The organism is Pseudomonas sp. TH37, assembly GCF_016650735.1.
GTDB classification, from domain to species: Bacteria; Pseudomonadota; Gammaproteobacteria; order Pseudomonadales; family Pseudomonadaceae; genus Aquipseudomonas; species Aquipseudomonas farris.
Map to the genome: position 1 here is coordinate 299560 of NZ_JAEKFD010000006.1, position 23697 is coordinate 323256.

Sequence of the window (23697 nt, forward strand, 5' to 3'; positions counted from 1 at the left end):
CTCATCATAAATAACTTCCCGCCGTCCTATGCGGTACATATATATGTCCTGCAACAGATTCATATCGACTAAAATCTATAAAACACCTCGCTGTCCACACTCAAAGGGTTGCTGCCTCGGAGGCATAAAACCCACCAAATACCGGACTATATTCGACAGAGCGATGCGGTTTATTAACCACACCGCGTAGGAGCTTTCTGAATCACGCAAGAACTAACCTTTAACCAACCAACGCTATTGACACCTATTCAAGCGCACTCTTATCTAGTCCCCAACAGGCAACAGCCACCACACTCAATTATTGTTTAAGCGCACAAATAGTGAATCGTTTTGTTGCTTGGTAATTCACGCCTTTCGATCTTTCAGAAATGGACTTCGCGGCAAAGCTTCAAGGAGAGAAACCCATGACAAGCACTTCAAACAAACCTGAACTTGCAGCCCCGACCCTAGCGCAAAGCCACAAGGCCAGTATCAACATCACCTCGGCCGCTCATCTTATGATCGACGTGGCGCCCTACTCCGGTATGGATGAAGGCGATCTGATCGAGTTGTTCTGGAACAACTGCTACGTGGCCTCCAGTGTCTTGGGCCCCGATCATGGCGGCAAATCCGTGAGCCTACGGGTGCCGGAAAGCTTCATTGCCAATGGTTCTGCCCGCGTCCATTACAAGGTCATGCAGGTCGGGCAAGGGGCTGCGGTATCACCGGCGGCGCGCGTCCAGATCAAACTTGATTGCCCGGGTGGCCTGCTTCTTTGCGATGAGGAAAACCAGAGCCTGGCGCCCGTATTCATCCCTGAGACCATTCGCCGTCAGGGGGTCAATCCGAACCAGGTCAAACGCGGTGTCCCGTTGACCATCGAACCGTACCTGAACATGGCCGCCGACGACGAAATCACCCTGCGCTGGGGCGATGTGCGCATGGACTTGCCCAAGCTCAAGGCTTGCGATGTGGGTCAGCCGATTCAGGTCTGGGTACCCCCCGCGATCATTCTCGAAGCCGGCGAAGACCTTCGACTGGAAGTGACTTACTGCATCCTCGACCGCGTGGGTAACAACTCGCGCTGGGCACCGGCTCGCACACTGAAAATCGGTTGCGCCAATCCCTACCTGAAGGTGCCGCCGAAAGAAGCGCTCAAAGCCGCTGAGCCCCGCAAACGGTGAGGCGTCTGTAAAACCTCTAAAGATCGCAGCCTTCGGCAGCTCCTACCTGGATTGGCGTACACCCTGTAGGAGCTGCCGAAGGCTGCGATCTTGGCGATTTAAAGGACGATGACCTTCTATGCATATTCCTAAAAGTTAGTTCATTAATTATTTATACACGTTTAGGGTATATACACCGGACCACCGGACATTCGTGTTTTTCGTTCGCCGCAACTTGCGGCGCTTTCATGAGATGTGAGGTAGGTATGGTCCGGAACACAATCACCCCAGTGCAAATCGCCAGGGCATTGCGTGCAGCCAAGGAGCGGCACTGATGTCCAGTCTGGCAGATGCAATCGTCCAGAGTGATCTGGACATCGCCCCATTGTTGTTGCCCGCGCAGGTCTTGCGCAACGACGCACAAGCCATCAAGGCTGCCCATGAGCTGGCGCAAGTCGCTCGCCTGCAAGCAGCCAAACGTGACCAGCAGCGCAAGCTGCCGTGGTCGGAAATCGAACAGTTCACCCGCAGCGGCCTCGGCAGCATTGCTATCCCGCGTGAGTACGGTGGCCCGCAGGTTTCATTCGTCACCTTAGCCTCGGTGTTCGCGATCATTTCCGCGACCGACCCGGCTTTGGGGCAAATCCCGCAGAACCAGTTCGGAATTCTCAACCTGATACTCGGCAGCGCCACCGAGTCGCAGAAAAAACAGCTGTTCAAAAGCGTGCTCGAAGGCTGGCGAATCGGTAACGCGGGGCCTGAGCGCGGGACCAAAAACACCCTGGAGCTCAAGGCGCGGATCACCGCCGATGGCGATGGCTTCGTCATCAACGGACAGAAGTTCTATTCCACCGGCGCCCTGTTCGCCCACTGGGTGGCCGTCAAGGCACTGAACGACGACGGCAAGCAAGTGCTGGCCTTCGTTCGTCGCGGCACACCGGGGCTGCGCATCGTCGATGACTGGTCGGGCTTCGGCCAGCGCACCACCGCCAGCGGCACCATTTTGCTCAACAACGTGCGGGTCGACGCCGAGCTGGTGGTGGATAACTGGAAGATCAACGACAGCCCGAATACCCAAGGCGCCGTGTCGCAGTTGATTCAAGCAGCCATCGACGCCGGCATTGCCCGGGGCGCCATCGATGACGCCATCGAGTTCGTGCAAAAACGAGCACGGCCATGGATCGACGCCAAGGTCGAACGGGCCAGCGACGACCTCTATGTGATCGCCGACATCGGCAAGCTGAAAATCGAACTGCATGCCGCCGAAGCGTTGTTGCGCAAGGCCGGGCAAGTACTCGATCAGGTCAACGCCGCGCCGCTCACCGCCGAGTCCGCTGCGCGCGCCTCGATTGCCGTGGCTGAAGCCAAAGTGCTGACCACCGAGATCTCGCTGCTGGCCAGCGAAAAACTCTTCGAACTGGCCGGCAGCCGCGCCACCCTCGCCGAATTCAACCTCGACCGCCACTGGCGCAACGCCCGGGTGCACACGCTGCACGACCCGGTGCGCTGGAAATATCACGCCGTCGGCGCTTATCACCTCAATGGAACCTTGCCTGCGCGGCATTCCTGGATCTGACGACCAGAACCCTTTTGACCAGATCTCTGGAGAAACACATGACTCTTTCTCACCACGTCGCGGTCATCACCAGCGATGAGCAAGCCCTGATCGTCGCCAGTGACCTGGCCGATGATTTCAAACGTGACAGCGCCCTGCGCGACCGCGAACGTCGTTTGCCGTACCCGGAACTGGAAGTGTTTTCCCGTTCGGGTCTTTGGGGCATCAGCGTGCCAAAGGAATACGGTGGTGCTGGGGTTTCCAACGTCACCCTGGCCAAGGTCATCGCGTTGATCGCCCAGGCCGATGGCTCCCTCGGACAAATTCCCCAGAACCATTTCTATGCCCTTGAAGTGCTCCGCGTGAACGGCACCGATGAGCAGAAAAAACGCCTGTACGCCGAAGTATTAGCCGGCCAGCGCTTCGGCAACGCACTCGCGGAACTGGGCACCAAAACCGCCCATGATCGCGTCAGCAGCCTGACTCGTGATGGCAACGGCTACCGCATCAACGGTCGCAAGTTCTACGCCACCGGCGCGATTTACGCCCAGCGCATCCCGACGTCAGTCGTGGACGAAAACGGTGTGCAGCAATTGGCTTTCGTCCCGCGCAACAGCAAGGGCCTGACGGTGATCGACGACTGGAGCGGCTTCGGCCAGCGCACCACTGGCAGCGGTTCGGTGGTGTTCGAGGATGTCTACGTCGCGGCCGAAGACGTAATCCCGTTTCAAAGCGCGTTCGAGCGCCCGACCACTGTCGGCCCGTTGGCGCAGATTCTCCACGCCGCCATCGACACCGGTATTGCCCGCGCCGCGTATGAAGATGCCCTGCATTTTGTGCGCACCAAGACTCGGCCGTGGATTGAATCCGGCAACGACAAAGCTACCGAAGACCCGCTGACGATCAAGAGTTTCGGCCACTTGAGCATTCGCCTGCACGCCACCGAAGCCCTGCTGGAACGCTCCGGCGAACTCCTCGACCAGGCCCAGGCCGACACCACTGCCGAGACCGTCGCCGCCGCGTCGATTGCCGTCGCCGAAGCCCGGGCCATCAGCACCGAAATCTCCCTCGCCGCCGGCAGTACATTGTTCGAACTGGCCGGCAGCCAGGCGACCCTGGTCGAACACGGCCTGGATCGCCACTGGCGCAACGCTCGGGTGCACACCCTGCACGACCCGGTGCGCTGGAAGTATCACGCGGTGGGCAATTACTACCTCAACAATGAAAACCCGCCGTTGCGGGGGACCATCTGATGGCCGATGCCAAAAAGAAAATCCTGCTCAATGCCTTCAACATGAACTGCATCGGGCACATCAACCATGGCCTGTGGACGCATCCACGAGACACGTCGACCCAATACAAAACCATCGAATACTGGACTGAACTGGCTCAGTTGCTGGAACGCGGACTGTTCGACGGTCTGTTCATCGCCGACATCGTCGGCGTGTACGACGTCTATCAAAACTCGGTGGACGTGCCGCTCAAAGAGTCGATCCAGTTGCCGGTCAACGACCCGCTGCTGCTGGTCTCGGCCATGGCCGCTGTCACCAAAAACCTCGGCTTCGGCCTGACCGCCAACCTGACCTACGAACCTCCGTACCTGTTCGCCCGACGCATGTCGACGCTGGATCATTTGAGTCGCGGGCGGGTCGGCTGGAACATCGTCACCGGCTACCTCGACAGCGCCGCCAAGGCCATGGGCCTAAGCGAACAGGTGGAACACGACCGGCGTTACGACCAGGCCGATGAATACCTGCAAGTGCTCTACAAACTCTGGGAAGGCAGCTGGGAAAACGGCGCGGTACTCAACGACCGCGAGCAACGGATCTACGCCCAGCCAGACAAAGTGCACAAGGTCGAGCACAAGGGCGAGTTCTATCAGGTCGAGGGTTATCACCTCTGCGAGCCATCGCCGCAACGCACGCCGGTGCTGTTCCAGGCAGGCAGTTCCGATCGCGGTTTGCTGTTCGCCGGTCGGCATGCCGAGTGCGTGTTCATCAGCGGTCAGAACAAACCGGCGACCCGGGTTCAGGTGGACAAGGTTCGCGCCAGCGCCGTCGAGGCCGGGCGCAATCCCTGGGACATCAAGGTGTTCATGGGCTTGAACGTGATTGTCGGTGCGACAGAAGAGCTGGCCTGGGCCAAGCACGCCGAGTACCTGAGCTACGCCAGCGCCGAGGCCGGTGTGGCGCATTTCTCGGCGTCGACCGGGATCGATTTTTCCGAGTACGAACTCGACGAACCGATCCAGTACGTGAAGAGCAACGCCATCCAGTCCGCCACCAAGAACCTGCAAAACAACGACTGGACCCGCCGCAAACTGCTGGAACAACACGCCCTCGGTGGCCGCTACATCACCGTGGTCGGCTCGCCGCAGCAGGTGGCTGACGAACTGGAATCGTGGATCGCCGAAACCGGTCTGGATGGCTTCAATCTGACGCGGATTGTCACGCCGGAAAGCTATGTGGATTTCATTGAGCTGGTGATTCCGGAGTTGCAGCGCAGAGGGTCGTACAAGACCGCTTACGACGACGGCAGCCTGCGGGAAAAGCTGTTTCACGGCGAAGCGCATTTACCTGAGCAACATACGGGCTCTGCGTTCCGCCGCTGATCCCTGTGGCGAGGGGGCTTGCCCCCGTTCGGCTGCGCAGCAGTCGCAAAACCTGCGAAACGGTTTACCTGACACGCCTCATTGCATGGTTTTGGGGCCGCTTCGCGGCCCAACGGGGGCAAGCCCCTCGCCACAGATGTGTGCACCCATTAAACAATTGACTGGAAAACCATCATGACCAAAAAACTGTTCAACCACCCAGTCAAAGCACTGGCCCTGGCCCTCGGCCTCTTCAGCTCCATCACCTTCGCCGCCGACGCACCACTGAAAGTCGGCACCACCGCCGCCTTCGCCATTCCCCTGGAAGCCGCAGTAGAAGAAGCCAACAAACAAGGCCTGAAAGTCGAACTGGTGGAGTTCAGCGACTGGATCGCCCCCAACGTCAGCCTCGCCTCGGGCGACATCGACGTAAACTATTTCCAGCACATCCCGTTTCTGGAAAACGCCAAGGCTGCCGCCGGTTTTGACCTGGTGCCATTCGCCCCGGGCATCATCAACAACGTCGGCCTCTACTCGAAGAAATACAAAAGCTTCGCCGAGTTACCCGAAGGCGCCAGCGTGGCCATCGCCAACGACCCGATCAACAGCGGTCGCGGCCTGCAACTGCTGGCCAAGGCCGGGCTGATCACCCTCAAACCGGGCGTCGGCTACAAGGCCACCGAAGAAGACATCATCGCCAACCCGAAAAAAATCAAAATCCTTCAAGTCGAAGCCGTGCAATTGGTACGCGCCTACGACGATGCTGATCTGGTCCAGGGCTACCCGGCCTATATCCGTCTGTCGAAGACCTTCGATGCCAGTTCCGCCCTGCTGTTCGACGGCCTCGATCACAAGGAATACGTGATCCAGTTCGTGATCCAGCCGAAAAGCAAAACCGACCCGCGTCTGATCAAATTCGTCGACATCTACCAGCATTCGCCAGCCGTTCGTGCGGCGCTGGATAAAGCCCACGGCAAGCTCTATCAAGCCGGCTGGGAAAGCTGAGTATGACGGCCGCGATCCAACGGCGACTGGAACTTCCGGAGCCACATAACGCCACACAAACCGAACTGCACCCAGACCTGAATCGCGCTCACGTGCGCTTCATCGGCCTGGGTAAAACCTACAACGGCCAGCAAGGCCCGGTGGCGGCCTTGCACGGCATCGACCTGGCGATCCAGCGCGGCGAAGTGTTCGGCATCATCGGTCGCAGCGGTGCCGGCAAGTCGTCGCTGATCCGCACCATCAACCGCCTCGAACAACCGAGCAGCGGGCGGGTGCTGATCGATCAGGTGGACATCGGCAAGTTCGATGAAGACCACTTGGTGGCGCTGCGGCGGCGGATCGGCATGATCTTCCAGCACTTCAACCTGATGTCGGCCAAGACGGTTTGGCAGAACGTCGAATTGCCGCTGAAAGTCGCCGGCGTGCCCAAGGAGCAGCGCGAGCGCAAAGTCCGCGAACTGCTGGAATTGGTCGGCCTGCAGGAGAAGCACAAAGCCTACCCGGCGCAACTTTCCGGCGGACAGAAACAACGCGTCGGCATCGCCCGAGCACTGGTGCATGACCCGGAGATTCTGCTGTGTGACGAGGCAACGTCGGCGCTGGATCCGGAGACCACGCAATCGATCCTCGGCCTGCTGCGCGAGATCAATCAGCGCCTGGGCCTGACCATCGTGCTGATCACCCACGAGATGGCGGTGATCCGCGATATCTGTGATCGGGTCGTGGTACTGGAGCACGGGAAAATCGTCGAGCAAGGGCCGGTCTGGGAAGTCTTTGGCAACCCGCAGCATGAGGTCAGCAAGACCTTGCTCGCGCCATTGCAACACGGTCTGCCGGAAGAGCTGCAAAGCCGCTTGCGGGAGCAGCCGCAGTCTTCAGATGCTGCCGTGGTGCTGCGTTTGCAATTCACCGGCAGCGCCAGCGACGAGCCAGACCTGGCGGCGCTATTCAGCGCCCTCGGTGGCCGCGTGCGCTTGCTGCAAGGGGGCGTGGAACGGATTCAGGGGCATGCGCTCGGGCAATTGTTGCTGGCGGTGACCGGCTCGCCCCTCGGCGCCGAGGAACTACGTCAGCGCGCCGGCAACTGGGCGCAACAGGTGGAGGTGCTGGGTTATGTGGTTTGATCGGTTGCTTCAGGGTTTTATCGACACGTTCTTGATGGTTGGAGTGTCGTCACTGATCGCGCTACTGGCGGGCATTCCGTTAGCGGTGATTTTGGTCACCAGTTCCAAGGGCGGCATCTACGAAGCACCGGCACTGAACCGCGCGTTGGGCGCGTTCGTGAACCTGTTCCGTTCGATTCCGTTTCTGATTTTGATGGTGGCGTTGATTCCGTTTACCCGGCTGATCGTCGGCACCACGTATGGCGTGTGGGCTGCCGTGGTGCCGTTGACCATTGCGGCCACGCCGTTCTTTGCACGCATTGCCGAGGTCAGTTTGCGCGAGGTCGACCATGGGTTGATCGAAGCAGCGCAAGCGATGGGGTGCCGACGCTGGCATATCGTCTGGCATGTGCTGCTGCCTGAAGCGTTACCGGGGATTGTTGGTGGTTTCACCATTACGTTGGTGACGATGATCAACTCGTCAGCCATGGCCGGAGCGATTGGTGCCGGTGGGTTGGGGGACATCGCTTATCGGTATGGATATCAGCGGTTTGATAGCCAGATCATGTTGACGGTGATTGTGTTGCTGGTGGTGTTGGTGGCGGTGATTCAGTTGGGTGGCGACAGATTGGCGCGAGGACTTAACAAACGCTAAGCATGTTGCGAACACTCATTGTCGTGGGAGCACCTTTGTGGCGAGGGGGCTTGCCCCCGTTGGGTCGCGAAGCGGCCCCAGAACCATGCAATGAGGTGTGTCAGGTAAAACCGTTTCGCAGGTTTTGCGACTGCTGCGCAGCCGAACGGGGGCAAGCCCCCTCGCCACAGGTAATCACCGACCTCAGAAGGGAAGTTTTCGCACAAGAAAATCAGAGTGCCAGCAGGCCTGATCCCTTTCTTTTGCAGGACGTTTCCTAGATCATTCCGCTCGCTTGCGCCTGCCAAATTCCGTGGCTAGTCTCGGTCCGTCACTGTTCATCAGTGATCGGGTTTAGTAGCCCGGATCAATAGGCGCATAGCGATTCCATGCTCATGTTCGGCAATGTTTGCCGCATGCAGAATATGGTGGCTGTGCGTGGGGCATCTTCGGGTGCACCGGTTTTCCTATTGACCGGCCTACTAACCTGCGCACAGCCGCCACCCAATCGTTTAGTAGGCGATAAGTGATGGCTCCCATGTAGCAATAGGAGCAACACATGAAAAAATCCGTACCCGATCCACCTCCCGAAAACCCCACCAACGAAACCGCCACTGAAGACCCGCTCAGGGATCGATCGGCGCTTTACCGCGCGATCGATTTCCACCTCACCGGCAACAACCGTCGGCACCCGATGAATTGCGCTTCTACAACGTCAGCAAAGACATGAGCTTCGAAGACGCCCAGCTCTATGTAGCGGATCTCCTGCGTTGCGCCTCGGTCACGGCGTATCAGTGCGGCGATCAACTCAAGGGCGCGGATCGGGCATTGGTGTTTTCCGTCTGGCATTTGCTGGAGATTGCCAAGGCGATGGTTGATCGGTCCATTGAATGTCTGGGGATGAAACAGAGTTGAGTCTGGCTGAAGTCATTGGTCGCCAGTGATACCGCTTTCGCGAGCAAGCCCGCTCCCACATTCGATCTTCGGTGAACATGGAATTTGTGTTCGACGCGATCCAGTGTGGGAGCGGGCTTGCTCGCGAATGGCTGCGCAGCAGCGCCAGGCTTGATGGCGTATATTCGGTGAATCCCAATTGCCTGCGCAGCCGACCATGAAACAGACTTCCGACGACCTGGAGCAGATCACCGCCACCACGCTGGGCCATTACAATTCGGTGGCCGAAGACTTCCGTGAAGGCACTCGCGATCACGATGTCAGCCAGAACATTGATGCCCTGTTGCGGCATATTCAGGGTGAGGCGCCGTTCAGCATTCTCGACTTCGGCTGCGGCCCTGGCCGTGACCTGAAAACCTTCACGCGCCTGGGCCACACCGCCGTCGGCCTCGACGGTTCGGAAAAGCTTGCGCAGATGGCGCGGGAGGACAGTGGTTGCGAAGTTTGGCAGCAGGACTTTCTGAAACTCGACCTGCCGGCCGAGCGGTTTGACGGGATTTTTGCCAATGCGGTGCTGTTCCACATCCCGAGTCAGGAATTGCCTCGGGTGTTGAAGCAACTGCGCGAGGCGTTGAAACCGGGCGGTGTGTTGTTCAGCTCCAATCCTCGTGGGGAGAATCAGGAAGGCTGGAACGGGCCGCGATATGGGGCGTATTACGATCTTCACGCGTGGCAGGAGTTGCTGACTGAGGCGGGGTTTGTGGAGCTTGAGCATTACTACCGGCCGGCGGGGCTGCCGCGGGAGCAGCAGCCTTGGTTGGCGAGTGTTTGGCGTAAGCCGGTGTAGTCAGGTCGAACGCTTCGCGAGCAGGCTCGCTCCCCCATTGGAATGCGTTCTACTGTGGGAGCGGGCTTGCCCGCGATGGTCTTCAGGGTGACGAAGAAACCTGATAGTTGCTCACTGCCCCATCCACACCAAACGCCCTGATGCTCTGCCCAGCCAGTGGCTTGCCTCCAACCTCGCGCTCGCGCGAATCAAAATTGGCCACCAGCCGCGTACCATCGGCAAACGTCGTCTGCTGCACCAGGCGATCCTCCGTCAGCCAACGAAAATCCGTCATCGCCTCAGTCGCCAGACGTTCATGCAGCGGCCGAAAAAAAACATCCTGCCGTGCAATTACCGGCAGTCGCTGCTTCAACGTATCAGCGCTCAGGTGGTACAGCGGTGGCACGTTATAGAGCAACTGCATCAGTTCGTTCTCGGCCCGCACATTGCTCAGTTTAAGACTGTCGAACAGCCAGTGATGGGTGGTGATCACCGAACCGTGGAACACCGCCTGATACAGCGGCAAGCGCGTCTGCGGGGCAAAGTGCACCGTGCGATAGGGTTCCTTGAGCGGCACCGTTTTGAAAAAGACCTGGGGCTTTTCGTTGGGAAACCAGCGGCCCAGGTAATAAGGCGACTTGGGGTTCTTGCTCATGTCCGGATCACCCCAGCCGATCACCGGTGTCTGCATGCCATGGGCAAACAGCACGCCCCGGGCCGTGGTGGCGTTGCCGTCCTCGGAGCCGGCCGGCAGCTGTAACGTCTCGTTCAACCAGCGTGAGGCGTCGATATTGCCCTCGGCGTTTTGCGCCTGGGTCAGGGTGGCGCCGGGGCGATAACTGTCGAACACCATGCCCGTGGCGTAGGCATCGAGAAACCAGCTATTGAACCCGGCCTTGGTCTGTACGGCTTTGATTCGAGCCTCAAGCAACGGCCGCACACAACGCGGATCGGTGTAATGCCCGGACTGCTGGAAACCACTTTTGAAGGCGCCGCTGCTCAAGACAATCGCACACTCAAGGTTAGCCCGCGAGCCGAGGTGCGCGGTGGTCCAGTCCGGATTTTCAGTGGTGGTCAACGCCGTTTCATAAGAGTCGTAAGGCGCCACCAGATACCCGGCCCCTACGCCTTGGCGCACCGCCTCGGGATGCCAAAGGCCTCCCTCCCAGCCCTCGCCGAGGCCCAACCACAAGCGCGACAACCCGGCGGCTTGCAACTGGTCAAACGTTCTTGGCGACAACGTGCTGCCCCAGCGTTCAGGGGTTGCCGTCAGCGCCTCGACGAACGCTTTCGCCACTTCCGTGCGCAGCCGGCCATAACCCTCAGCCAGTTTTTGCATGTCCGGCTCAGCGACTGCCTGCCAACCGCTTCGCGCTTTTTGGTTGAACGCGCCATTGAGGCTGCGCAGCAACGTGGTTTGCTGGTAACGGTCGAGGGGCGGTTGGGCGCGGCTCAGAATCTGCCGGGTTTCAGCGTCGAAGCCGCCGCGCAACTCGCTGGCCAGAGCACCTGTGCCCCGCAGCAGTCTCAGCAATGCCGGCCAACTACGCACATCGTCGGGCCCGAGCAGATCATTGCCCCACAGATAAACATGGCTGGCTCCCAGCAATTTTTTCGCTTCGGGGGTTTTCAGCAGTTTGTCGCTCAAGGGTTCGTATTGCCCGTTGTCGATCAACCATTGCCGATAGCGTTTGGCACCCGCCAACGGATCGGCATCACCCAATGACAGCGTGAAGGTCAGCGGTGTGCCGGGCTCAAGCGCGGTGAAAGCGTGACGGACCGCCAGCGCCAGGGTCTTACCCTCGGCACTGAACGTCAGGTGATTGTTGTAAGGATTGGTCATCAACCAATTGAGGGTAAAGCCACCGTGATCGACGCCCCACAGCGGCAGGCTCAGGTCCTGGGTGGTATTGAACTCGCCCTGATCGAGCAAAAAGGATTGCCACAGCGGATCACCGGCGGGCACGTAATGCCCCTCGGCCAGCGGCCAGATCTGGCCTTTGCCCATGGCGCTGCCCGGTTGCCTGAGGAAGCTCAGCTCTCCGGGGTCGCGGGCGGTGATGGACAGGGAGAGGTCGCGCTGGTCGAGGATGGCACTCAGGGTCCAGGCGCCGTCGTCCCATTGCCAGTCCAGGCGATTGGCGCTTTGCTTGAGGTCGCTGACCTTGTGCCCAATAACGCCCGCCGAGGCTTGCACTGGCGAATTTAGTGCGGGGATGACGCGGATTGCCAGCGTGGCGGGATCGAGTTCGACGCGCCACAGCGAATTTTCCAGCACATTTCCGGCCAGCGTCGTAGGTGACAGCAGCAGAGCGCCGAGCAACAGCACACAGCGCAGGCAATAGGTCATCGGTGACATCGAAGTCCCCCTCCATTTGGAAAAGGGACCGTACAGCAACACACCAGGCATGTAAGTAAGACCGTTCCCAAATATTACCCGGGAACGATCAGCGCACCGATTACTGCGCCTCCTTCTTCGGCTCGCGAATCTTGTACCAGGCCACGTACAGCGCCGGCAAAAACAGCAGTGTCAGCAAAGTCGCGATGATGATCCCGCCAATCATCGCGTAGGCCATCGGCCCCCAAAACACTTCCCGGGCAATCGGGATCATCCCCAGGCTCGCTGCCGCCGCAGTCAACAGAATCGGTCGCCGCCGATGTTCCGTGGCCTGCACCACCGCGTCCCATGGCGTGTAGCCGCTCTTCTCGAAAGAGTCGATCTGGGTCACCAGAATCACCGAGTTGCGGATGATGATGCCGATCAGCGCCAGAATACCGAGGATCGCCACGAAGCCCATCGGCGTGCCGGTCGGGATCAGCGCCAGCACCACGCCGATCAACCCGAGCGGCGCGACGCTGGCCACCAGGAACAGCTTCTGCACACTGTGCAACTGGATCATCAGGAAGGTCGCCATCAAAAACAGCATCAATGGCACGACCTTGGCAATCGGCCCCTGGGCCTTGCCGCTTTCCTCCACAGTACCGCCGGTGGCGACTTTGTAGCCCACCGGCAAACTGGCGGCGAATTTGTCGATGTCCGGTTGCAGCTGTTTCACCAGATCGGTCGGCTGAATCTCGTCGCGCACCGCGGCCTTGATGGTGATGGTCGGTTTGCGATCGCGACGCCAGACCAGCGGCTGCTCCAGTTCATACCGCACCGTGGCAAACGCCAGCAGCGGAATCGAAGTGCCGCCGGGGGTGACGATCTGCAAGTTCTGCAGCGTTTCCGGACTGCCGCGCTCGGCATCTTCAGCGCGACCGACCACGTCGATCAGGTAGATATCGTCATCAACCTGCGTCACCGGCGAACCGACGACGATGCTGTTCATCAGGTTCGCCACGTCTTCAGATGACAGCCCAAGTTGCCGGGCCTTGTCCTGAGCGATGTCGATGCGCAGCACTTTGCCCGGCTCGTTCCAGTCGTAAATGATCTCGCCGATGTGCGAGTTCTTATCCAGTTCGGTGGCCAGGGCGATAGCGTGTTTGCGCACCTGATCAATGTCTTTGCCACTGACCCGGTACTGAATCGGCCGTCCCACTGGCGGGCCCATTTCCAGGGCCTGGACGTAACTGCCGACACCGACGAACTCTTCGCGCAGGCGCTTTTGCAGTCGCGCCGTCAGGGCCGTGCGTGACTCCAGGCCTTTGCTGACGATCACCAGTTGCGCGTAGTACGGGTTCTGCAATTGCTGGTCGAGGGGCAGGTAGAAACGGATCGCCCCTTCGCCGATGTAGGTGCTCCAGCGCACGATGTCCGGATCATCCTTGAATGTCGCTTCGAGCTTATCCACCACCTTGCGGGTTTCAGCGATCGAGGCGTTTTGCGGCAGGTTCAGGTCGACGAGAATTTCCGGGCGGTCCGAGGACGGGAAGAACTGGTTCTGCACGAACTGCATGGAAAACACCGAGAGCACAAATAGCGCCACGGTGATGCCGATGGCCCACCAGCGATTGCGCATCGCCCAGAGCAGGCCGCCATTGAACGCCCGACCGATGCGCCCTGGCTCTGCGTCATGAGGTTTCACCTTGGCGCTCAGAATATGCACGCCGAGTACCGGGGCGAACAGTACGGCGACGATCCATGACACCAGCATGGCCACCGCGATCACCGCGAACAGCGTGAAGGTGTACTCACCGGCGGAACTGGCGTTCAAACCGATCGGCACGAAACCGGCCACGGTGACTAACGTGCCGGTGAGCATCGGGAATGCGGTCGAGGTGTAGGCGAAGGTCGCCGCTTGCTCTTTGGTTTCACCCATTTCCAGGCGCGTGACCATCATCTCCACCGTGATCATCGCGTCGTCCACCAGCAGGCCGAGGGCGATGATCAGCGCACCGAGGGAAATCCGCTGCATGGTGATGCCGCTGTATTCCATGAAGAGAAAGACCATCGCCAGCACCAACGGAATCGAACACGCCACCACCAGCCCGGCGCGAACACCCAGACTGATGAAGCTGACGATCAGCACAATCACCACCGCTTCGAACAACGCACTGGTGAAGCCGCCGACGGCTTCTTCCACCACTACAGCCTGGTCGGAAACGGTGTGTACACCGACGCCCACCGGCAGGTCCGCCGTCAGCTCATCCATGCGCAGGTGCAGCGCCTTGCCGAAGTCCTGAATGTTGCCGCCCTTCTTCATGGCGATCGCCAGGCCGATGGCTGGCTGACCGTTGAAACGAAACTCCGGGGTCGCCGGATCTACATAGCCACGGCTGATGTTGGCGATGTCGGCCAGTCGGTAGAAACGGTCGTTGAGCTTCAGGTTGACGTTGGCCAGGTCTTTCTCGGAGGCAAACTGCCCCGACGTCCGCACCGAAATCCGCTCCGGACCGGCCTCGATCACCCCAGCCGGGGTCACGGCGTTCTGTGATTGCAGGCTCTGCACCACCTGACGCTGATCGATGCCGAGGGCGGCGAGTTTGCGGGTGGAGAAGTTCAGGTAAAGGACCTCATCCTGCTCACCGACCATCTCGACCTTGCCCAACCCCGGGACTTCGCGGATTTCGGCACGCACCTGTTCCACGTAATCGCGCAACTGGCGCATCGACAGGCCGTCGGAGGTAAAGGCGTACACCGAACCGAACACGTCACCGAACTCATCGTTGAAGCCCGGCCCTTGCAGGCCCTGCGGGAAGTCACCGCGAATATCGTTGATCTTCTTGCGCACCTGGTACCAGATTTGCGGGATGTCCTTGGCGCTGGTGGTGTCGAGCAGGTTGACGAAGACCGTCGATTCGCCGGGGCGGGTGTAGCTTTTCACGTAGTCGAGCGAGTCGAGTTCTTCGAGTTTTTTCTCGATCCGGTCAGTGACCTGCTTGAGGGTTTCTTCCTGGGTCGCGCCGGGCCAGCGGGTCTGGATCACCATGGTTTTGATGGTGAACGACGGGTCTTCTTCGCGGCCCAGGTTCAGGTACGAGAACACGCCCATCAGCAGCGCGACGAACATCAAATACCAGACAAACGACTGATGCTTGAGGGCCCATTCGGATAAGTTGAAACTCCCTTTCATTGCGGGCTGTCCTCGTCAATTTTCACTTTCTGCCCCGGCTTGAGGCTGTTCACACCGGCACTGACCACCCGCTCGCCGGACTTCACGCCGTTGGCCAGGACCACCGTGTCATCGGTCCGACTGATCAGGCTGACGTCCCGTGGGGAAACGGTTTGCGTCTGCGGATCGACGACCCAGATCCGCAGTTTGCCGTCGACCTCCTGCAGCGCGCTCACCGGCAGTTCGAGGCGTGGCTTGATCGCGGAGCTGAGGGTCACGCTGATCGCCGTGCCGAGGCGAAAGCCCGGCGGCGTATCGGTCAGGCTCAGGCGGGCGCGACGGGTACGGGTCGCGCTTTGGGCCTGGGGTTCGACTTCACGCACGATGGCTGTGCTGGTGATGCTCGGGTCCAGTTGTGAGGCGACCTGGAACACCACGTCGGCAGGCAATTGATCGACCAGGGTGTCGGGCAAATCGATCACCGCTTCCTTGATGTCCGGCTGCGCCAGGGTCACCACTTGCTGGCCGGCCGTCACCACCTGCCCGGCTTCGGCATTCCACGCGGTGACAATGGCTTTGTGATCGGTGCGCAGCTCGACGTAGTTGAGTTGGTCCTTCGCCTGATCGACTGCGGCCCTGGCTTGATCGAGGGACGCCTGGGTGGTTTTCAAATCGGTCTGGGCGATGTCCAGTTGCGCCTGCGCGCCAACCCCGCGATTGAACAGTTCCTGCTGACGCCGGGCGTTGGCCTGAGCATTGATGAGCTGCGCCTGAACACGCGCCAGATCACCTTGAGTAGAACGCAACTGGTTCTGCTGATCGGTGGGGTCGAGCGTGGCGAGTAAGGCGCCCTTATCGACTTCGGCACCGACATCAACGTTACGGCTGGCGATACGTCCCGGCACCCGGAAACCGATATTGCTTTCATAACGGGCCTGAATGCTGCCGGCAAACCGGCCGAGGTCTTCTTGATTGAGCGCTTTCACCTCCACGGACAGCACCGGCCGAACCGGTTCTGGCGGCGCTTCCTCTTTGGAGCAGGCGACCAGCAGTGCAGCGGCGGACAACAGCAACAGGCGCTTCATGGCTGGGCTCCTGTCATTGGCGTCTTATAGGTGTTTTCGACGATCTCCACCTTCACGCCCGGATGCAGTAATTGGCCGCCCGCGATGACGACTTTTTCGCCACCGTTGAGGCCGGCGCTGACAATCACTTTGCCGGTCAGGTAACGGCCGACGGTGACCGTGTGCAATTGCGCCTTGCCCTCGGCGTCCACCAGCCACACAGCCGGGTCACTGAGGTTTTTGGTCAGGGCCGACCAGGGCAACTCCACTGCGGTTTTGCCGACTGGCTTGGCGGTGGCGCTCACCACCGACCCGAGTTGCATGCCCTCGGGAAGGCTGTCGAGGGTGACTTTGACTTGCACCGTGCCGGTCTGCGCGGACACTGCCGGCGTGACTTCCCGAACAGTACCCGTAGTTTTGATCTTCGGGTTGTCGAGCAGGCTGACCACAATCGATCTATCCGACGGCGGCTCGGCCAGCAGCGATTCATAAACGTTGAACACCGCGTCACGCTCGCCGTCCCGGGCCAGGCTGAAAATCGGCACCGTGGCTTGCACCACTTGGCCGACTTCGGCCTGGCGCGCGGTAATCACCCCCGGCGCATCGGCAATCAACGCGGTGTAGCTCAATTGATCACGGGCGTTGGCCAACTGCGCCTGAGCGGCAGTCAATGCGCTCTGACTGCTGCGCAAGGCGGCTTGGGCGGAATCGTATTCGCTCTGGCTGGTGTAGCCCTTGGGCAGGAGTTTTTGTTGGCGAACGAAGGCCGCGGCGGTTTGTTTGACCCGGGCCTGTTCGGCAACGACTTGAGCCTGGGCTGAATCAACATTGGTTTGCAGGTCTTTCGGGTCGAGTCTGGCCAGCACTTGTTTGGCCGAAACCCGGTCACCGACATCCACCATACGCTGGATGATTTTGCCGCCCACGCGGAACGACAATTCGGTTTGTACCCGCGCCTGGACGTCGCCGGTGAGTGTCACCGCGGCGGCGTAATCCGATGGTTTGACCTCTTGCACGAAGACTCGTGGGCGATCCTTCTCGACGGGCTTTTTATCGCCACAGGCGGTCAGCAAGGCGATGAGGCTCAGGCCAACCATTAATTTCAATCCGGGACCCGCCATGCAAACTCCTTTGCGTTGTACGAACGTGCCAGTGACGATACGACTGTGAGCTTAGAACAGGGTTCAACAGGTGCATCCGACGGCTCCAAATAAAGCAGTCACGCCACTTTCCTTGTAGCAGCTGGCGAAGCCTGCGTTCGGCTGCGCAGCAGTCGTAAAATCGGCGCACGCAATGCATCAGGCACACCGTGGAGCCCGGATTGACGACTGCTGCGCAGCCGAACGCAGGCTTCGCCAGCTGCTACAGGGGATCACCGTGTTGCTGACAATAAGGCAGAATGACGAACCATGCAGCAGGAAGCTACCCATGCTCAAAACCCTCGCGGTGGCCAATTACCGCTCGATCAATAAATTGGTGATTCCGCTTGGCCGGTTGAACCTGATCACCGGCCCCAACGGCAGCGGCAAGTCCAATCTTTACCGCGCCCTGCGCCTGCTGGCGGAAACCGCTCAGGGCGGGGTGGTCAATGCGTTGGCCCGTGAGGGTGGGCTGGATTCGACGTTCTGGGCCGGGCCTGAAAATATCAGCCGACGAATGCGCAATGGTGAAGTCCCGGTCGAGGCTACGGTGAGACACGGCGTCAAACGACTGCGACTGGGGTTTGCCGGTGAGGATTTCAGCTATTCGATCAGCCTCGGGCTGCCCGATTCCAACGGCCACTTCATGCTGCCCGAACACAGTTCACCTATTCCGTCACGCTTCAACCTCGACCCGCAAATCAAGCGTGAATGCGTCTGGGCCGGGCCGATTTATCGGCCGGCCAGCCTGCTGGTGGATCGCGACGGCCCGATGATCCGTGCCCGAGCCAATCGCAGCTGGGATGTACTGGCTCAGCACACGCCGAATTTCGACAGCCTGTTCGATCAGGTCGGCAGTTTGCGTTCTTCACCGGAGGTTCTGGAATTACGTGAGTTCATCCGTCGCTGGCGTTTCTACGATCACTTTCGCAGCGACGCCGACGCACCGGTTCGCCAACCGCAACTGGGCACCCGCACACCGGTGCTGCACCACGACGGTCGCGACCTGGCGGCAGCCTTGCAGACCATCATCGAAATCGGTGATCCCGAAGCCTTGCAGGCGGCTATCAGCGATGCCTTTCCCGGCGCGCGACTGAACATCGCGCCATTGCAGGGCGGACGGTTTGCGATCGAGTTTTATCAGGAAGGGTTGTTGCGGCCGTTGTCTGCCGCCGAGTTGTCGGACGGGACGTTGCGTTATCTGCTGCTGGTCGCGGCATTGCTGACCCCTCGGCCACCGACGCTGATGGTGTTGAACGAGCCGGAAACCAGTCTGCATCCGGACCTGTTGCCGGCGTTGGCGCGGTTGATCATTCGAGCGTCCGAGCAGTGTCAGGTGTGGGTGGTGTCCCATGCGCGGCGCTTGATCTCCGCGTTGCAGCAAGACCCGGAATGCAATTGCATTGTGCTGGAAAAGAATTTCGGCCAGACCGGGATGGTCGGGCAGCGGATGCTGGATGAGCCGGCGTGGTATTGGCCGGATTAGAGGGAGCCTGATAAACCGCCATCGCGGGCAAGCCCGCTCCCACAATGATCTTCAGTGAACACAAAATCTGCGTCCACACCAAACCCTATGGGAGCGGGCTTGCCCGCGATGACGGCCGAGAGATCGCCGCAAAGGTCAGAGAATCAACTCTGCCACTTCCCACCCTCCCACAATGATCTTCAGTGAACACAAAATCTGCGTCCACACCAAACCCTGTGGGAGCGGGCTTGCCCGCGATGACGGCCGCGAGATCACCGCAAAGGTTAGAGAATCACCCCTGCCACTTCCCACCCTCAACAATCACGCTTTCCGGCTTGGTGTCATCGCTCAATTCTTTACGCACATACTGGTCGTACAGCTTGAGCAAAAACTTCTCCTCGCCCAACTTCGCCAGCTCCACATTCACCCAATCACGCAGTTCGATATTGCCCTTCTTCACCGCCGGCGCAATCGGTGCTTCGGCACCCAGTTTTTCCTCCAGCACGCGGTAACCCGGGTTCTGCTTGGCCCAGCTGAACAGCACCAGATTGTCCTGCGCATAAGCGTCGCCGCGACCATTGGCCAGGGCCTGCAGGGACTCGGAGTTTTTCTCGAACTTCAGCAGTTTCCAGTCCGGATGATTCTTGGTCAGCCAGATATCCGCCGTGGTGCCCGTGGTCACGATGGTGGTGCGGGTCGCCAGGTCATCAAGGTTCTTCACCGAACTCGCCTGCGGCACCAGTGCCTGCACCGCAACCTTGAGGTTCGGGTTGGTGAAGTCCACCGCGTCCTTGCGCTCCGGGGTGACCGTCATGTTGGCCAGGATCAGGTCGACCTTGTCGCTCTGCAGGAACGGAATCCGGCTCGCCGGCTCCACTGCAACGAATTCCACTTTGTTCTCATCACCCAACAGATCCTTGGCGAATTGGCGGCCGATGTCAGTATCGAACCCCACGTAACGCCCGGCCTCATCGACAAAACCGAACGGCGGTTTATCGGTGAAGACACCGACGATCAGCTTGTCCCGGGCTTTGATTTTTTCCAGGTAACCGGTCGGTGCGGTGCTGACGCTTGCGACTTTTGGCTTCGTCGGTTCTTCGGGTTTGTTGCAGCCGGCGAGCAGCGCCAGGCCGAACAGCGGGAGTAGCAGCAGAGAAGACTTGGCAGTTTTCATGGCAGTTCCAATTCCTTTGTTTGAGTCGTTTTGGGTAGTGCGGCGACGTAGGAGAACTTCTCCAGGAACTGCTGCGCTCGTGCGGTTTGCGGGTTCGTAAAGAAAATCTCGGGTGGGTTTTGCTCAAGAATGCGCCCGGCATCCATGAACACAATTCGGTCAGCCACGGCGCGAGCGAAGGCCATTTCGTGGGTGACGATCAGCAGCGTCATGCCTTCGCGGGCCAGGCCTTGAATCACTTCGAGCACTTCCTTGACCATCTCCGGGTCGAGGGCGGCGGTGACTTCGTCGAAGAGCATGACCTTGGGGTTCATGCACAGCGAACGGACGATGGCGATGCGTTGCTGTTGACCGCCGGAGAGCTGGCGCGGAAAGGCGTCGCGCTTGTCCAGCAGACCGACACGCTCAAGCAGCGCCTCAGCCTGAGCGCGGGCTTCACGGCGTTCGCGTTTCTGCACTTTGAGCGGGCCAAGCAACAGGTTGTCGAGCACGCTCATGTGCGGAAACAGGTGGTAGCTCTGAAATACCATGCCGATCTGCTGACGCACTTCGCGCCAGTCGGTGCCCTTATCCAGCAACTCGCGCCCGGCAAAATTCAAGCTGCCGCTGTGGGCGACTTCCAGGCCGTTGAGGCAACGCAGCAAGGTGCTTTTGCCACAGCCGCTGGGGCCGAGGATGACGATCACTTCGCCCGGTCTCACCTTCAGGTCAATGCCATTGAGCACCTGCTGCTCGCCGAAAAACTTGTTGAAACCCTTGAACTCGATCAATGCACTCATGCTTGCGTCCAGCGCCGCTCCAGCACGCGCGAAGCGGCCGACAACGGGTAGCAGATGAAGAAGAAAAACAGGAACAGCGCGCCGTAGATCAGCACTGATTCGTAGGTGCGTTCGATGATCTGCTGGCCGACCTTGATCACGTCCACCACGCCGATCAGCACCGCCAGGGAGCTGGTCTTGATGATGCGCGTGTAGACGTTGATGGTCGGCGGCGTCATGCGTTTCAAGGCTTGAGGCAGCAGCACATAGCCGTAGAGTTGCGGGCCATCCAAACCGATCGACAGTCCCGCCTCACGTTGTCCGCGCGGCAACGAATGCAACGCGCCGCGCACCACCTCACCGACTTCACTGGCGCCCCACAGCGACAACACCAGCACCGCGCACCAGAAGCTTGGAATGCTCAGGCCGAAAAAAATCGGCAGGCCGAAGAACAGCAAATACAGCCAGACCAGCACCGGGATCGCCCGGAACAGCTCCAGATAGACCCGCAGAATCGCGTTCAGCCATTTCGAATTCAGCGTGCGCAATACGCCGTAGAGCACGCCGCCCACCGTGCTGATGGCGATGCTCAGAAAAGAGATCGACAGGGTTTGCGCAGCGCCCTTGCCCAGCTGTGGCAACGACACCATGAGCAACTCAAGACCCGAACTGGCCATGCTGGAGCCTCCTTTCCAGACGACTGAGCAGCAGCGACAACGGCAAAAACAGCAGCACGCAAATCAGCGTTAGCACAGCGAGCATTTCGTAGGTTTTGTAATAGAGCGCGATGTAGCTCTTGGTGGTGTAGAGAATCTCCGGCACCGCCACCGCCGAGACCACGGTGGTTTCCTTGAGCAGGAAAATGAAATTGGCGAACAGCGACGGCAGGCTGAGGATGCCGGCTTGCGGCAGGATCACGTAACGCAGCAATTGCCCGTGGGACAGGCCAATGGAACGGCCGGACTCAAGTTGCGCCTGGGGCACCGCATCCACGCCGGCGCGCAGCACTTCGGTGAGGTAGGCGCCGCCAAGGAAAGTCATGGTGATGATCGCCGCCGCGAAGCCCGAGACTTTGATGCCCAAGGCCGGCAAGGCGAAGTAGACGAAGAACAACTGGATCAGCAGTGGCGTGTTGCGCGCCAGTTCCACGTACAGCCCGACCAGGCGTTGAAGATAGGGGGTGCGAAACACCAGAATCGTCGCGTTGATCAGCGCCACCAGCGACGAAGTGCCGATGGCGATAAAGCCGACCTGCAGCGTCACGCCCACGGCTTTGAGAAACGCCGGCAGGGTGCTGAGGATAAAAGCGTAATCGAAAGTCATTGAACATCCTGTACGCCGCTCGGTAAGCGACGATGGCGCAGTCCATGGGCAGTGGATAACTACCCGGCAGGCACCGACTTTAAAGGTATAAAAAGAAGAATTTAAATACCGTTAAAGCATATTGATATCACGCAAAAAACTATCCTGCGGATTTGCGGCGGCAGTGGAGGACGACTATTTTTCTTTGTGCTGTAGGAAGGATCTTTTTTTCAGAATGCCCCTCCAAGGACGTGCAGCTTTTGGCCAGACTCCCGGCCGAACCATCACAAGGAAGAGAAAAATGGCTGACGTAAACGTGCCACAGCGGCTGGATCCGCAGGACATCGTGAAATTGCTGGTGGCGTTGCGCAAGGCGCTAAAGGCCAGAGTGGCCTGAACGATCTTGAGGTGAGCAGGTTCCTCTGTGGCTGGGGACTTGTTGTGGCGAGGGGGCTTGCCCCCGTTGGGCTGCGAAGCAGCCCTATAATCTGCATCCCGATTCCCTCTGTCACACCTCATGGACTGATCGGCGACTGCTACGCAGCCGAACGGGGGCAAGCCCCCTCGCCACAAAAGCCCCTCGCCACAGGTGCCCCCCCCCAATAAAAACGCCGACGCTGTATTAGCCGTCGGCGTTGAAATCTTGAAGGGGTTCGAGATTGCGTTCAATCAGAACGCCGGCAGTACCGCGCCGCTGTACTTCTTGGCGATGAATGCTTTCACTTCAGGACTGGTCAACGCCTTGGCCAGTTTCTGGATGGCGACGCTGTCCTTGTTGTCTGGACGAGCCACCAGGAAGTTCACGTAAGGCGAATCGGCACCTTCGATCACCAGCGCGTCTTTAGCCGGGTTCAGACCCGCGTCCAGCGCGTAGTTGGTGTTGATCATGTCCAGGTCGACCTGGTCCAGAACACGCGGCAGCATGGCCGATTCCAGTTCCTTGAACTTGAAGTTGTGCGGGTTCTTGGCAATGTCTTTCGGGGTGGCCACGGCGTTTTTCGGGTCTTTCAACTCGATCAGGCCGGCCTTCTGCAACAGGATGAGGGCACGACCACTGTTACTGCCTTCGTTCGGGATGGCGATGGTTGCGCCGTTTGGCAGGTCAGCCAGTTTTTTGTACTTCTTCGAGTAGCCACCGAATGGTTCAACGTGCACGCCGATCACGGTCACCAGGTTGGTGCCTTTGCCTTCGTTGAAGTTTTTCAGGTACGGCAGGGTCTGGAAGTAGTTGGCGTCCAAACGCTTCTGGTCGACCTGCACGTTCGGCTGAACGTAGTCGGTGAAGACTTTGATCTCCAGGTCCACGCCTTCTTTTGCGAGGGTTGGCTTGATCAGTTCAAGAATCTCGGCATGTGGAACCGGCGTCGCCGCAACCACCAGTTTCTCGCCAGCCTGGGCCAGGCCCGCGGTCAGGGCAGCCGCCAATGCGGTGAACAACAGAACCTTTTTCATGCAGTGTCCTTATGGAAATTCGCGGCCATCATCGACGACGGCTAATGAGTACGAGTGCCAGTGATGTGCTATCGCTGGCGTGACGCGGACAATACCGGGATT

General features: G+C 59.6%; 18 protein-coding genes and 1 pseudogene. 10 read left to right on the forward strand and 9 right to left on the reverse strand.

Going from position 1 to position 23697, the window contains the following annotated elements; all coding sequences use genetic code 11:
• Positions 1-404 precede the first annotated feature (404 nt).
• The 9 genes and pseudogenes from JFU11_RS17845 to JFU11_RS17885 all read left to right on the forward strand — a co-directional run bounded on the left by JFU11_RS17845 (position 405) and on the right by JFU11_RS17885 (position 9770).
• Complete coding sequence (locus JFU11_RS17845) at positions 405-1163, forward strand: hypothetical protein (RefSeq protein ID WP_201061585.1); 759 nt, start codon at positions 405-407, stop codon at positions 1161-1163.
• 313 nt (positions 1164-1476) lie between these two features.
• Complete coding sequence (locus JFU11_RS17850; protein ID WP_201061586.1) at positions 1477-2718, forward strand: SfnB family sulfur acquisition oxidoreductase; 1242 nt, start codon at positions 1477-1479, stop codon at positions 2716-2718.
• Positions 2719-2756: 38 nt separating this feature from the next.
• A complete protein-coding gene (locus tag JFU11_RS17855) occupies positions 2757-3950 on the forward strand; it encodes an SfnB family sulfur acquisition oxidoreductase (RefSeq protein WP_201061588.1) in 1194 nt (397 codons plus the stop codon).
• A complete protein-coding gene (locus JFU11_RS17860; RefSeq protein ID WP_201061590.1) occupies positions 3950-5308 on the forward strand; it encodes an LLM class flavin-dependent oxidoreductase in 1359 nt (452 codons plus the stop codon). The genes JFU11_RS17855 and JFU11_RS17860 overlap by 1 nt, the downstream gene beginning before the upstream one ends.
• A gap of 174 nt (positions 5309-5482) precedes the next feature.
• Complete coding sequence (locus tag JFU11_RS17865) at positions 5483-6292, forward strand: MetQ/NlpA family ABC transporter substrate-binding protein (RefSeq protein ID WP_201061592.1); 810 nt, start codon at positions 5483-5485, stop codon at positions 6290-6292.
• Between the two features lie 2 nt (positions 6293-6294).
• The gene (locus JFU11_RS17870; protein ID WP_201061594.1) at positions 6295-7416 is read left to right on the forward strand and encodes an ATP-binding cassette domain-containing protein; all 1122 of its coding nucleotides are present in this window, start codon (positions 6295-6297) and stop codon (positions 7414-7416) included.
• Positions 7406-8050, forward strand: a complete 645-nt coding sequence (locus JFU11_RS17875) for a methionine ABC transporter permease (protein WP_030128490.1) — start codon at positions 7406-7408, stop codon at positions 8048-8050. The genes JFU11_RS17870 and JFU11_RS17875 overlap by 11 nt, the downstream gene beginning before the upstream one ends.
• A 538-nt stretch (positions 8051-8588) precedes the next feature.
• Positions 8589-8944 (forward strand): annotated as a pseudogene (locus JFU11_RS17880) (hypothetical protein).
• A 196-nt stretch (positions 8945-9140) separates the two neighbouring features.
• Positions 9141-9770 carry a class I SAM-dependent methyltransferase gene (locus tag JFU11_RS17885; protein WP_201061599.1) on the forward strand — a complete coding sequence of 210 codons (630 nt, stop codon included), beginning with the start codon at positions 9141-9143 and terminating at the stop codon, positions 9768-9770.
• Positions 9771-9852: 82 nt separating this feature from the next.
• On the opposite strand, the gene JFU11_RS17890 is transcribed toward JFU11_RS17885, so the two are convergent.
• The 4 genes from JFU11_RS17890 to JFU11_RS17905 all read right to left on the reverse strand — a co-directional run bounded on the left by JFU11_RS17890 (position 9853) and on the right by JFU11_RS17905 (position 17426).
• Positions 9853-12099: a glycoside hydrolase gene (locus tag JFU11_RS17890; RefSeq protein WP_201121341.1), complete on the reverse strand. Its 2247-nt coding sequence runs from the start codon at positions 12097-12099 to the stop codon at positions 9853-9855.
• A gap of 109 nt (positions 12100-12208) precedes the next feature.
• On the reverse strand, positions 12209-15262 hold the full coding sequence (locus JFU11_RS17895; RefSeq protein ID WP_201061603.1) for an efflux RND transporter permease subunit: 3054 nt from the start codon (positions 15260-15262) through the stop codon (positions 12209-12211).
• Entirely contained in the window at positions 15259-16326 is a 1068-nt protein-coding gene (locus JFU11_RS17900) for an efflux RND transporter periplasmic adaptor subunit (protein WP_201061605.1), read from the reverse strand. The genes JFU11_RS17895 and JFU11_RS17900 overlap by 4 nt, the downstream gene beginning before the upstream one ends.
• Complete coding sequence (locus JFU11_RS17905; protein ID WP_201061607.1) at positions 16323-17426, reverse strand: efflux RND transporter periplasmic adaptor subunit; 1104 nt, start codon at positions 17424-17426, stop codon at positions 16323-16325. The genes JFU11_RS17900 and JFU11_RS17905 overlap by 4 nt, the downstream gene beginning before the upstream one ends.
• A 307-nt stretch (positions 17427-17733) precedes the next feature.
• On the opposite strand from JFU11_RS17905, the gene JFU11_RS17910 reads away from it, so the two are divergent.
• On the forward strand, positions 17734-18930 hold the full coding sequence (locus JFU11_RS17910) for an AAA family ATPase (protein WP_201061609.1): 1197 nt from the start codon (positions 17734-17736) through the stop codon (positions 18928-18930).
• 271 nt (positions 18931-19201) lie between these two features.
• Here the strand turns inward: JFU11_RS17910 and JFU11_RS17915 are convergent, their stop codons facing one another.
• The 5 genes from JFU11_RS17915 to JFU11_RS17935 all read right to left on the reverse strand — a co-directional run bounded on the left by JFU11_RS17915 (position 19202) and on the right by JFU11_RS17935 (position 23595).
• On the reverse strand, positions 19202-20083 hold the full coding sequence (locus JFU11_RS17915) for a transporter substrate-binding domain-containing protein (protein WP_123719077.1): 882 nt from the start codon (positions 20081-20083) through the stop codon (positions 19202-19204).
• Entirely contained in the window at positions 20080-20862 is a 783-nt protein-coding gene (locus JFU11_RS17920; RefSeq protein WP_201087436.1) for an amino acid ABC transporter ATP-binding protein, read from the reverse strand. Before JFU11_RS17920 ends, JFU11_RS17915 begins: the two co-directional genes overlap by 4 nt.
• Positions 20859-21518 carry an amino acid ABC transporter permease gene (locus tag JFU11_RS17925; protein WP_123719075.1) on the reverse strand — a complete coding sequence of 220 codons (660 nt, stop codon included), beginning with the start codon at positions 21516-21518 and terminating at the stop codon, positions 20859-20861. Before JFU11_RS17925 ends, JFU11_RS17920 begins: the two co-directional genes overlap by 4 nt.
• Complete coding sequence (locus tag JFU11_RS17930) at positions 21499-22164, reverse strand: amino acid ABC transporter permease (RefSeq protein WP_201061610.1); 666 nt, start codon at positions 22162-22164, stop codon at positions 21499-21501. Before JFU11_RS17930 ends, JFU11_RS17925 begins: the two co-directional genes overlap by 20 nt.
• Positions 22165-22812: 648 nt before the next feature.
• Entirely contained in the window at positions 22813-23595 is a 783-nt protein-coding gene (locus tag JFU11_RS17935; RefSeq protein ID WP_123719073.1) for a MetQ/NlpA family ABC transporter substrate-binding protein, read from the reverse strand.
• Positions 23596-23697 lie beyond the last annotated feature (102 nt).

Bases quoted from the DNA above. Each gene is read 5' to 3' on its own strand.
- JFU11_RS17845 (WP_201061585.1), top strand. From the start codon at position 405: ATGACAAGCACTTCAAACAAACCTGAACTTGCAGCCCCGACCCTAGCG.
- JFU11_RS17850 (WP_201061586.1), top strand. From the start codon at position 1,477: ATGTCCAGTCTGGCAGATGCAATCGTCCAGAGTGATCTGGACATCGCC.
- JFU11_RS17855 (WP_201061588.1), top strand. From the start codon at position 2,757: ATGACTCTTTCTCACCACGTCGCGGTCATCACCAGCGATGAGCAAGCC.
- JFU11_RS17860 (WP_201061590.1), top strand. From the start codon at position 3,950: ATGGCCGATGCCAAAAAGAAAATCCTGCTCAATGCCTTCAACATGAAC.
- JFU11_RS17865 (WP_201061592.1), top strand. From the start codon at position 5,483: ATGACCAAAAAACTGTTCAACCACCCAGTCAAAGCACTGGCCCTGGCC.
- JFU11_RS17870 (WP_201061594.1), top strand. From the start codon at position 6,295: ATGACGGCCGCGATCCAACGGCGACTGGAACTTCCGGAGCCACATAAC.
- JFU11_RS17875 (WP_030128490.1), top strand. From the start codon at position 7,406: ATGTGGTTTGATCGGTTGCTTCAGGGTTTTATCGACACGTTCTTGATG.
- JFU11_RS17885 (WP_201061599.1), top strand. From the start codon at position 9,141: ATGAAACAGACTTCCGACGACCTGGAGCAGATCACCGCCACCACGCTG.
- JFU11_RS17890 (WP_201121341.1), bottom strand. From the start codon at position 12,099: ATGACCTATTGCCTGCGCTGTGTGCTGTTGCTCGGCGCTCTGCTGCTG.
- JFU11_RS17895 (WP_201061603.1), bottom strand. From the start codon at position 15,262: ATGAAAGGGAGTTTCAACTTATCCGAATGGGCCCTCAAGCATCAGTCG.
- JFU11_RS17900 (WP_201061605.1), bottom strand. From the start codon at position 16,326: ATGAAGCGCCTGTTGCTGTTGTCCGCCGCTGCACTGCTGGTCGCCTGC.
- JFU11_RS17905 (WP_201061607.1), bottom strand. From the start codon at position 17,426: ATGGCGGGTCCCGGATTGAAATTAATGGTTGGCCTGAGCCTCATCGCC.
- JFU11_RS17910 (WP_201061609.1), top strand. From the start codon at position 17,734: ATGCTCAAAACCCTCGCGGTGGCCAATTACCGCTCGATCAATAAATTG.
- JFU11_RS17915 (WP_123719077.1), bottom strand. From the start codon at position 20,083: ATGAAAACTGCCAAGTCTTCTCTGCTGCTACTCCCGCTGTTCGGCCTG.
- JFU11_RS17920 (WP_201087436.1), bottom strand. From the start codon at position 20,862: ATGAGTGCATTGATCGAGTTCAAGGGTTTCAACAAGTTTTTCGGCGAG.
- JFU11_RS17925 (WP_123719075.1), bottom strand. From the start codon at position 21,518: ATGGCCAGTTCGGGTCTTGAGTTGCTCATGGTGTCGTTGCCACAGCTG.
- JFU11_RS17930 (WP_201061610.1), bottom strand. From the start codon at position 22,164: ATGACTTTCGATTACGCTTTTATCCTCAGCACCCTGCCGGCGTTTCTC.
- JFU11_RS17935 (WP_123719073.1), bottom strand. From the start codon at position 23,595: ATGAAAAAGGTTCTGTTGTTCACCGCATTGGCGGCTGCCCTGACCGCG.